Source organism: Mesorhizobium sp. B2-4-3, from assembly GCF_006442815.1.
Classification (GTDB): Bacteria; Pseudomonadota; Alphaproteobacteria; order Rhizobiales; family Rhizobiaceae; genus Mesorhizobium.
Window position 1 is genome coordinate 1 of sequence record NZ_VFVL01000062.1, and the last position, 10,368, is coordinate 10,368.

General features: G+C 64.2%; 8 protein-coding genes. 7 read left to right on the forward strand and 1 reads right to left on the reverse strand.

Annotated elements, in window-relative coordinates; genetic code table 11:
* Positions 1-197 precede the first annotated feature (197 nt).
* Positions 198-2,264 carry a thioredoxin domain-containing protein gene (locus FJ956_RS30115; protein WP_140684906.1) on the reverse strand — a complete coding sequence of 689 codons (2,067 nt, stop codon included), beginning with the start codon at positions 2,262-2,264 and terminating at the stop codon, positions 198-200.
* Between the two features lie 129 nt (positions 2,265-2,393).
* Here FJ956_RS30115 and mnmE point away from each other — a divergent pair, with 129 nt between their 5' ends.
* The 7 genes from mnmE to FJ956_RS30150 all read left to right on the forward strand — a co-directional run bounded on the left by mnmE (position 2,394) and on the right by FJ956_RS30150 (position 10,268).
* Complete coding sequence (gene mnmE, locus FJ956_RS30120; RefSeq protein ID WP_140684907.1) at positions 2,394-3,701, forward strand: tRNA uridine-5-carboxymethylaminomethyl(34) synthesis GTPase MnmE; 1,308 nt, start codon at positions 2,394-2,396, stop codon at positions 3,699-3,701.
* Positions 3,702-3,862: 161 nt separating this feature from the next.
* Entirely contained in the window at positions 3,863-5,737 is a 1,875-nt protein-coding gene (gene mnmG, locus FJ956_RS30125; RefSeq protein ID WP_140684908.1) for a tRNA uridine-5-carboxymethylaminomethyl(34) synthesis enzyme MnmG, read from the forward strand.
* A complete protein-coding gene (rsmG, locus tag FJ956_RS30130) occupies positions 5,734-6,375 on the forward strand; it encodes a 16S rRNA (guanine(527)-N(7))-methyltransferase RsmG (RefSeq protein ID WP_140684909.1) in 642 nt (213 codons plus the stop codon). Before mnmG ends, rsmG begins: the two co-directional genes overlap by 4 nt.
* 17 nt (positions 6,376-6,392) lie before the next feature.
* Positions 6,393-7,190, forward strand: coding sequence for a ParA family protein (locus FJ956_RS30135; RefSeq protein WP_140684910.1), 798 nt, complete (start codon positions 6,393-6,395; stop codon positions 7,188-7,190).
* Between the two features lie 66 nt (positions 7,191-7,256).
* On the forward strand, positions 7,257-8,150 hold the full coding sequence (locus FJ956_RS30140; protein ID WP_140684911.1) for a ParB/RepB/Spo0J family partition protein: 894 nt from the start codon (positions 7,257-7,259) through the stop codon (positions 8,148-8,150).
* 671 nt (positions 8,151-8,821) lie between these two features.
* Positions 8,822-9,448: a DUF1326 domain-containing protein gene (locus FJ956_RS30145; RefSeq protein ID WP_140684912.1), complete on the forward strand. Its 627-nt coding sequence runs from the start codon at positions 8,822-8,824 to the stop codon at positions 9,446-9,448.
* A 31-nt stretch (positions 9,449-9,479) separates the two neighbouring features.
* A complete protein-coding gene (locus FJ956_RS30150) occupies positions 9,480-10,268 on the forward strand; it encodes a DUF2182 domain-containing protein (RefSeq protein WP_140684913.1) in 789 nt (262 codons plus the stop codon).
* Positions 10,269-10,368 lie beyond the last annotated feature (100 nt).

Sequence of the window (10,368 nt, forward strand, 5' to 3'; positions counted from 1 at the left end):
TTGCTTTACAGCTGCAAAGACTTAGGACGGGCCGCCGCTCAGACCACGGTCATAACGTCTAGAATCCATGCCGTTACTGTTGAGCTTTGCAGCGGTGCAGAATTCTGCGCCGCTGCTTTGTATGGCTAGCGTCCCGGCATGGATCCTCGGGTCAAGCCCGAGGATGACGAAGAGACCGGTCTCGGCCTCGTGGTCTCTTAGCTTCGCCGCAGCAACTTCTCCAACTCACCCGCTTCCGTCACCACCGGCAGGCACACCTGCCCGCTGCAAAACCAGGCGCCTGCCTTGTCCGTCGGCGGCAGCACGTTGCCGGGCAAAAGCGGTCGATTCGCTTCCGTCCCGATCGGCACGACGATATCGACCCGGCGCGGGTCCGGATTCCGATTCGCAACCGGAACGAGGCTTGGGGACTCTGGCTTGTCTATAATGACAAGCTTCAGCGGCTCGAGCGCCAGCGCGCAGGCGTTGACGATGCCGGCTTGGCCATAGGCCTGCTGGGACACGCGGCCCATGGCGTGCTCGGCGGTCGTCCAGGCCTTTTCCCAGAGATCGAGGTCGCCGGTGAGCGACGACAGCCGCACCAGCGCCTCGACGATCTGGCTGGTGGCGGAAGGTATCGCCTCGTCGACATCGCCGCGGATGCGGATCGGAACGTCGCCGCTGTCCGACGCCGTCAGCCAGTAGCCGGTCTTGTCGCTGTCCTGGTGCCAGCGGTCGAGCTCGCCGATGAACTGCCTGGCGAGATCCGAATAGGCCGGATCGCCGGTCGCCTCGAACAGTGCGATCGCCGCGTTGGTCATGGCGGCGTAGTCGCTGGACAGCGCCGGGAAAAGCTTCTTCGCGCCGAGCATGGAATGCGGCTTCGCGCCGAGCATGGAATGCGGCTTCGCGCCGAGCATGGAATGCGGCAGTCGGCCATCCTGGCTGGCCTCGACGATATGGGCGAAAGCCTTGGCTGCGGCATCGATCCACTCACGGCGCCCAAGTGAGCGGCCCGCCTCGGCGAGTGCCGCGATCATCTGCCCGTTCCAGTCGGTGAGCGCCTTGCCGTCTCGGCCAGGCCTGATCCGCTGCTCGCGGACGGCCAGCAGCTTGGCCTTCAGCGGCACGAGCTGACCATAGTCGGTGATGCCCTGGCCTTGCTGTGCTTCGGTCTGGCGAATGATCGGCTTGCCTTCCCAGCCATGCGGGGCGGCCAGCTCGAAATACCGGAAGAAGGTCGACGCATCGTCGCTGAGCGCGGCTTCGACCTCCTCGCGGCTCCATGTGTAAAAAAGCCCCTCCTCGCCGTCGCTGTCGGCATCGAGGCTGGCGGCGAAGGCGCCGCCTTCGACCAGCATCTCGCGCAGCAGCCAGTTCACGGTCTCTTCGATTCGCACCCGGAACAAGTCGTTCCCGATGGCCGCATGGGCCCAGTTGCACAGGCGGATGAGCTGGGCATTGTCGTAAAGCATCTTCTCGAAATGCGGCACCAGCCATTCGGCGTCGGTCGAGTATCGGCTGAGACCGCCGCCGACATGATCGTAGATACCGCCGGCGAGCATCTTTTCGAGGCTCGTGAGCACGGCGTCGCGATGTTCAGCCTTGCCGTCGCGCAGCCAGGACAGCCAAAGCGCGTGCATGAACGGCGCATTGGGGAACTTCGGCGCGCCCTTCAAGCCGCCGAGCTCGCGGTCGATCATGCCGTCGATGCGGGTGGCGAGATCGGCGAGCGTGTCGCGATCGAGCACCGCCCTGCCCGTGGCGCCGGCTAGGCGCTGCTCGACATGGGCGGTCAGCCCGTCTGCGCTTTCGGCGAGGCTCTGCCGCTTTTCGCGCCAGGCCTTGTCGACCGCTTCCAGAACCTGGATGAAGCCCGGCCTTCCGTAACGCGCCTCGCGCGGGAAATAGGTTCCGCCCCAGAAAGGCTTGCCGTCCGGCGTCAGGAACATGGTCAGCGGCCAGCCGCCCTGCTCGCCCATGGCATGGAGCGCGGCCATATAGATCTGGTCGATGTCCGGGCGTTCCTCGCGATCGACCTTGATATTCACGTAGAGCCGGTTCATGACGGCCGCCACGGCGTCGTTCTCGAAGCTTTCATGCGCCATGACATGGCACCAGTGGCAGGCGGCGTAGCCGATGGAGAGCAGGATCGGCCGCCCGAGCTCTCTCGCTTCGGCAAGGGCAGCGGACGACCAGCCGCGCCAATGCACGGGATTGTCGCTGTGCTGCTGCAGATAGGGGCTGGCCTCTTCGGCAAGCAGGTTTCGCGCGGGCAAAGTCACGATGGGCGGGCTCGACATTTGGGTTTGATGCGGCAAAGCATGATACCGAAAACCGTGAGACGATTTTCGGCCGACATGCTCTACCTTTTAATCTAGGCGGTTCGGCAGGTCCGGCAAATGGTTTCCCCAATGGCTTCGAAGGATTCGATCGTCGCGCTGTCCAGCGGCCGTTTGCCCGCCGGCATCGCGGTCATCCGAATCTCTGGTCCGAAGACTCGATTCGTGGTCGAAACGATTGCGGGCGCCGTTAAGGATCGGTTTACCACGTTGCGCAAGCTCAGCGCCGCCGACGGCTCGATCATCGATCACGGGCTTGTCTTGTTCTTTCCAGGCCCCGGCAGCTTCACCGGCGAAGATGTCGCCGAATTTCAGGTTCATGGCAGCCGCGCCGTCGCGGCCAAGATGCTGGAGACGATCGCGGGCTTTGAAGGCGTGCGACATGCCGAGCCTGGCGAGTTCACCCGGCGCGCCTTTCTCAATGGCAAGCTCGACCTGGTCGAGACCGAGGCGCTCGCCGATCTGGTCAATGCCGAGACGGAAGCGCAACGCCGCTTCGCCTTGCGCAACGCGGACGGCGCGCAGAGCGAGCTCTATTCGAGCTGGCGCCGCCGGCTGATCCATGCGCGCGCCATGATCGAGGCTGAGATCGACTTCGCCGACGAAGAGGATGTGCCGGGCTCCGTTTCGGAGGCGGTCTGGTCTGACGTGGCTGCGATGATTGGCGAGATCGAGCGGCATGTCGAAGGATTCAGGGCGGCCGAGATCATCCGCGACGGTTTCGAGGTCGTGATCCTCGGCGCGCCGAATGCCGGCAAATCCAGCCTGTTCAACGCGCTGGCCAGGCGCGACGCGGCGATCGTCACCGACGAACCGGGCACGACTCGCGATCTGCTCGAAGTCGCCATGGACCTCAACGGGCTGAAGGTGCGGATTGTCGATACGGCCGGCCTGCGCGACGCCGCGGGCAAGGTCGAATCGATCGGCATCGAGCGTGCCATGGCCAAGGCCGGCGCGACAGACCTGATCCTGTTGCTGGAGGATATGGTCTATCCGGTTCCAGTCGGCGAGGTTGCGAGCGGCGCTCCGCTGCTGCGGATTGGGACGAAATCGGATATCGAGAAATCCGGCGCTGGCCACTATGACCTCGTGATTTCGTCCAGAGACGGCACCGGGCTCGGTGCGCTTCTCGACGAGATCGGAGACCGTGCCGCCAAGGCAGCCGGCGACGCGAGTGAAGTCCTCCCGTCGAGGTTGCGGCACGTCGAGCTGCTCAACGAGACGACGGGCTTCTTGCGGGCGGCGCTGGCCGGTCACAGCCAGGAACTGAGGGCCGAGGACTTGCGTTTGGCGGCGGATCGGCTCGGCCGGATCATCGGCGCGGTCGATGTCGAGGATCTGCTCGACGTCATCTTTTCGCAGTTCTGCATCGGTAAGTGATTCACGTGAAACACGACGCGGGAGCTGTGCGGTAGTGACTCACGTGAAACATTCGGGCCCCGTTGTGTGTTTCACGTGAAACGAGTCCGGCCTTCGTTCTTGACAGCGCGCGGTGACGGGGACATGTGTCGGGCAATCTCTGAAAGCGGATTCTCAGGAAAATGACCGATCACTATGATGTGGTGGTGGTGGGCGGCGGCCATGCCGGATGCGAGGCGGCGAGCGCTGCCGCGCGCGCCGGTGCCAGGACCGCGCTGGTGACGCTGCGCTTCGACACGATCGGCGTCATGTCCTGCAATCCGGCGATCGGCGGCCTCGGCAAGGGCCATCTCGTGCGCGAGATCGACGCGATGGACGGGCTGATGGGCCGCATCGCCGACGCCGCCGGCATCCAGTTCCGCCTGCTCAACCGCCGCAAGGGGCCGGCCGTGCGCGGACCGCGCACCCAGGCCGACCGCAAGCTCTATCGGCTCGCCATGCAGGCCGCGATCGGCGAACAGGCCAATCTCGACGTGGTCGAGGGCGAGGTTCTCGATCTCGCAATCGATGACGGGCGCGTGGCGGCCGTGCTGGTTTCGGGCGATCGGCGGCTGGCCTGCGGCGCGGTTGTGCTGACCACCGGCACGTTCCTGCGCGGGCTGATCCATATCGGCGAGAGAAAGATCGTCGCCGGCCGCATGAACGAACAGGCCAGCATGGGTTTGTCGGCAACGATGGCACGTGCGGGCTTCAAGCTCGGGCGGCTGAAGACCGGCACGCCCCCTCGCCTCGACGGCCGCACCATCGACTGGGCGTCGCTGGAAAGCCAGGCCGCGGACGAGGATCCGGTGCCGTTCTCGCTGATGACGGACGCCATCGCCAATCCGCAGATCCATTGCGGCATCACCCGGACCATGCCGGCGACGCATGATCTGATCCGCGCCAATCTCGGCCGCTCGGCCATGTATTCGGGTTCGATCGAAGGCGTCGGGCCGCGCTACTGTCCCTCGATCGAGGACAAGATCGTCAAGTTCGGCGACCGCGAGGGCCATCAGATCTTCCTCGAGCCGGAAGGCCTCGACGACGACACCGTCTACCCGAACGGCATCTCGACCTCGCTGCCGGAAGATGTGCAGCTCGACATCCTGAAGACCATTCCCGGGTTGGAAAAGGCGACGATACTGCAGCCGGGCTATGCCATCGAATACGACCATGTCGATCCGCGCGAGCTGAAGACGACGCTGGAGACGAAGCGTGTGGCCGGCCTGTTCCTGGCCGGGCAGATCAATGGCACGACGGGTTACGAAGAGGCCGGCGCGCAAGGGTTGCTCGCCGGCATCAACGCGGCGCGCAAGGCTTCCGCTGGCGAACCCGTCGTGCTCAGCCGCACCGAGGCCTATATCGGCGTGATGGTCGACGACCTCACCAGCCGCGGCATCGCCGAGCCATACCGGATGTTCACCTCGCGGGCGGAGTTCCGGCTGTCGCTGCGCGCCGACAATGCCGATGAGCGGCTGACGCCGCTGGCCGACAAGCTGGGGATCGTGGCCTCGCCGCGGATGCAGCGGTTCGGCGAGATCGCGCAGAAACTCGATCGGGCCCGCGCGCTGGCAAAGTCCGTGACGCTGACGCCGAACGAAGCGGCGCGGCATGGGCTGGACATCAACAAGGACGGCGTGCGCCGCTCGGCCTATGCGCTTTTGGCGCATCCGGGTGTCGACATGGCGTGGCTGACAAGGGTCGAGCCACGCTTTGCCGCGCTCGACGCCAAGACGGCGGAGCGGCTCGAAACGGAAGCGAAATATTCGGTTTACCTTGATCGGCAGCAGGCCGATGTCGCGCAGATCAGGCATGAGGAATCGCGGCTGATCCCCGAGACCATCGACTTCTCGGATGTTCCCGGACTTTCGAACGAGCTGAAGCAGAAGATGAAGACGCGCCAGCCGCGTTCGATCGCCGATGCGCAGCGGATGGAAGGCATGACGCCCGCGGCGCTGGCCATCATCGTGGCTCATGTCCGCAACGCCGAGGTTGCCGCGCGAAGGGACGTGGCGTGAGCGCGGATGCCTGGGCGGACCTGCAGAAAGCAGCGGGTCCGGTTTCACGTGAAACATTCGAGAGGCTTCGGGCCTTCGAACAGCTGTTCCTGAAATGGAACCGCAGCATCAATCTGGCGGCGCCGTCGACGCTCGATGACATCTGGCGCCGCCACATCCTGGATAGCGCCCAGCTCGCTCGAATCGCACCCGTTGCCACGCGCTGGGTCGACCTTGGTTCGGGCGGCGGATTTCCGGGATTGGTGCTCGGCTTTCTGCTGGCCGAGCGTGCCGGCGCGTCGATCGACCTGGTCGAGAGCAACCGCAAGAAGGCTTCGTTTCTGCAATCGGTCATCGGTCAGTTCAATTTGCCGGCACGGGTCCTGGCCAAGCGCATCGACGACAGCTATGCGCTTGTTTCCGCACCGGAAATCGTCACGGCCAGAGCGCTAGCTGCCCTTCCGGATCTGCTCGATCTGGCTGCGCCCTGGCTGACCAGGGGGGCGCGTGCGCTCTTCCACAAAGGCCGGGATTACCGCGCCGAGGTGGAAGAAAGCGCTCACCGCTGGGGCTTCGATCTGGTAGAACATTCAAGCATGACCGACCCACACGGCGTCATCCTTGAAATCACCGAATTGCGCCCGGCGAAACAGCAATGAATTACTGGCATAGGCCCATGAGCACAGCACCGCGTATCATCACTGTTGCCAACCAGAAAGGCGGCGTCGGCAAGACGACGACCGCCATCAACCTGGCCACGGCGCTGGCCGCGATCGGCGAGCGCGTGCTGATCGTCGATCTCGACCCACAGGGCAATGCCAGCACCGGCCTCGGCATCGACCGCAAGGACCGCACCGTCTCGTCCTATGACGTGCTGACCGGCGAGCTCGAGCTGGAGCAGGCCGCGGTGCCGACGGCGGTGCCGGGTCTTTCCATCGTGCCCTCGACGCTCGACCTCCTCGGCATCGAGATGGAGATCGCATCGGCGCCCGACCGTGTGCTCAGGCTGCGCAACGCGCTGCGCGCCGCGGCCGAGCGCGCGGCGCCGTTCGGCTATGTGCTGATCGACTGCCCGCCCTCGCTCAATCTTTTGACTTTGAATTCAATGGCGGCGGCCGATTCCGTTCTCGTGCCGCTGCAATGCGAGTTTTTCGCGCTCGAAGGTCTCAGCCAGCTGCTGGAGACGGTCGAGCAGGTACGCAACAGCATCAATCCGGATCTCACCATCCAGGGCATCGTGCTGACCATGTATGACGGGCGCAACAACCTCGCCAACCAGGTGGTGCAGGACGTGCGCACCCATATGGGCGACAAGGTCTATGAGACGATCATCCCGCGCAATGTGCGCGTGTCCGAAGCGCCGTCCTACGGCAAGCCGGCGATCCTCTATGACCTGAAATGCTCGGGCAGCCAGGCCTATCTGCAGCTCGCCTCCGAGGTGATCCGCCGCGAGCGCAAGCTGCGCGCCGCCTGAGCCGTAGGCGCGTCAGCAGCTTTGGTTAATTAGCCAATTCGATTCCGAAACGATCTGGACAAACTAATGAGCGAAGACCAATCGAGAAAAAGACTGGGCCGTGGCCTCGCGGCGCTGATCGGCGAGATCGACCGTCCGGCGGCGCCGGAAAGGCCAAGCGCGGCGGTCGCGGCGGACGGCAAGGTGCCGATCGAATTCGTCAGCCCGAACCCGAAGAATCCGCGCCGGCATTTCGGCGAAGCCGAGCTCACCGATCTCGCCCAGTCGATCCGCGAGCACGGCGTGGTGCAGCCGGTGGTGGCGCGCCCCTCGCCGTCGCAGCCCGGCCGCTACGAGATCATCGCCGGCGAGCGGCGCTGGCGGGCGGCGCAGCGCGCCGGCCTGACCGAGATCCCGCTGATCGTGCGCGACGTCAACGACCGCACCGCGCTGGAGCTGGCGATCATCGAGAACGTGCAGCGCGCCGATCTCAATCCGGTCGAGGAGGCGCAAGGCTATCAGCAGCTCATCGACGAGCACGGCTACACCCAGGCCGATCTCGGCCAGGTGATCGGCAAGAGCCGCAGCCATGTCGCCAACACGCTACGGCTTCTAAAGCTGCCCAATGTCATCCACTCGATGCTGGTCGACGGGGATCTGTCGGCCGGTCATGCCCGCACGCTGGTAACCTCGGAGGATCCGGCCGGGCTCGCCAAGCGCATCGTCAAGGAAGGGCTTTCGGTGCGCCAGGCGGAAGCGCTGGCGCAGATGCCCGCCGGCCCGACTCCGGCCAAGACCAGGGCCGCGGCAGGCGCGTCGGACAAGGACCCCGACACGCTGGCGCTCGAGAAGCTGATGACCGATACGATCGGCATGATCGTCAGCATCGAGCACAAGGGCAAGGGCGGCACGCTCAAGGTCAACTATCGCTCGCTGGACCAGCTCGACGAGTTGTGCCGGCGACTGAAGGATGAGCGCTAGGCGGCTGCGGCGTAACGGTATTTGCCGGGACCTGAGGTTTTGGCTTAGGGCTGGATACGCCTGATATATCGGTGATAGACGTAGGGGTCGGCCATGCAAACCCCTGCTCACGGCGCCGGCGAAAAGCGAAAGCCGGCCTGATCACCTCCGTGAGGGAAAATGCTTGGCAGAGCAGACGGGGTGCGAAGGGGCTCCAACGTCTCGTTCGTCATTCTAGGGCGGAGCAAGGAGCGAAGCGACGCGCGCAGACCCTAGAATCCATGCCGTGACGCCAAGGCGTTGCGGCGGTAACAGAATTCTGCACCGCTGTATTCTATGCCGAACGTCACGGAATGGATCCTCGGGTCAAGCCCGAGGATGACGAAGCGCGCCAGCCAAGGCGAAGAGAAGCACTAAGGGTCGGCGTGACAAGTGCCTCTCCTTCGCCCGCACATGCGAAAGGATGCGGATGACGACGCCATTCCAAGCAGGCGCAAGGAAGTGGCGACCACGGCGACCGCAGCGCCGGCGCCCGCCGCTTGACAGTCCAAGGCAACGGCGTACCCTCCATTAGTTCTAACTAAAATTATGCCCCAGCGTGCCGATCATTCGCGGTGAGGGTTACTTGCCGTTATCCGTGAAACGGCACCGCCTCGCCAAAGCCGACACGCCTGACACAACGGGAGGTGCAAATGGCAGTCAGTTGGCAATTGTCTGGAAGTTACTTCGAAAATTGCAGTTGCGATGTCGTATGTCCTTGTCTGCTGTCCACCCAGGCGCAACTGACATCGAAACCCACGAAAGGCGTTTGCGACGTCGCTTTGGTCTTTCACATCGATACGGGCAATTACGCCGACGTTCGATTGGATGGGCTCAATGTCGCGATGGTTGCTCACACGCCGGGTCCGATGGCGGAGGGCAATTGGACGGCCGCCACCTATATCGACGAACGTGCGGATGACCGGCAAACAGAGGCGCTAGGCGCCATCTTCACCGGCGCCGCGGGTGGGCCGATGGCTGCCTTCGCGCCGATGATCAGCACCAATCTCGGAGCGAAGAAGGCGCCGATCAAATACCAGGTCGGCGGCAAGAAGCGGTCGGTGGAGGTTGCCGGCGTGATGCAGCTGGCGGTCGAACCGTTGCCGACAATGCGCGAGGACGGCGAGATGTGGGCGGCCACCGGCCATCCCGTCAATCCAGACTGGCTCGGCTTGGCGATGGGCGTGGAAGGCAATACGTTCAGCGACCATGGCATGAGTTGGGATAATTCGCGCCGAAACGCGCACTACGCTCCGATCAATTGGTCCGGCCAGCAATAGTCCTTGACCGCATGGCCGGACGGGCGCGCCCATGACGCTGACACTGCAGCGAAACATCGTTCTCGCGCTGCTGATCGCGGGCGCCGCGGCGTCGTGGACTGTGCTCATCCGACAGCAGATCGGCATGGACGCGGACATGCGCATGGACATCTACTCGCCCACCATGGGCATGACGGCGCCGCTCTTTCTTGCCGTCTGGATCGTCATGATGATTGCCATGATGTTCCCGACGGCCGCCCCGATGATCCTGACGTTTCACCAGGTTCAAGCGGCCAAGCGGGGGCGCGGCGAGACCTTCGTCTCCACCTGGGTATTCGTGGCCGGCTACATGCTGATTTGGAGCGCGATTGGCGTTCTCGCCTTTGCCGGCGCGGCCGGCGCGGAGATGCTTGGCGGGCAGATGGGAATGTCCACCGCGACGGCGGCGCGCATCGGCGGCGCGCTGCTGATCGTTGCGGGTGCCTATCAGCTCTCCCCATTGAAGGATCTTTGCCTGGCCAAATGCCGCACGCCCATCGGTTTCATCCTGACCTCATGGCGCGACGGTCGTTGGGGCGCGGCACGCATGGGCATCGAGCATGGGGCCTTTTGTCTTGGCTGCTGCTGGCTCCTGTTTCTGGCCCTCTTCCCGCTCGGGATCATGAATGTCGCCGCAATGGCCGTGGTCACCTTGCTGATCTTTGCGGAAAAGACCCTTCCGTCGGGAAGGCGGATAGCCAAGGTGTCGGGCGTCGCCCTGCTCCTTTACGGTGCGGCGGTGCTGGTCTTTCCCCAGGCGCTGCCGACCTTTCGGCCGGCGGACCAGATGATGATGAATTGAGCGACGACAAGGCAGGACGTGTCCTTCGTCATCCTAGGGCGAAGCTCCGCGAAGCGGAGCGGAGACCCTCTTATGACCGTGGTCAAGAGTGATGGATGAA

What these genes read in the sequence shown, in the direction of transcription:
- FJ956_RS30145 (WP_140684912.1), top strand. Translation starts at nt 8,822, where the DNA reads ATGGCAGTCAGTTGGCAATTGTCTGGAAGTTACTTCGAAAATTGCAGT.
- FJ956_RS30135 (WP_140684910.1), top strand. Translation starts at nt 6,393, where the DNA reads ATGAGCACAGCACCGCGTATCATCACTGTTGCCAACCAGAAAGGCGGC.
- FJ956_RS30140 (WP_140684911.1), top strand. Translation starts at nt 7,257, where the DNA reads ATGAGCGAAGACCAATCGAGAAAAAGACTGGGCCGTGGCCTCGCGGCG.
- mnmG (WP_140684908.1), top strand. Translation starts at nt 3,863, where the DNA reads ATGACCGATCACTATGATGTGGTGGTGGTGGGCGGCGGCCATGCCGGA.
- FJ956_RS30150 (WP_140684913.1), top strand. Translation starts at nt 9,480, where the DNA reads ATGACGCTGACACTGCAGCGAAACATCGTTCTCGCGCTGCTGATCGCG.
- mnmE (WP_140684907.1), top strand. Translation starts at nt 2,394, where the DNA reads ATGGCTTCGAAGGATTCGATCGTCGCGCTGTCCAGCGGCCGTTTGCCC.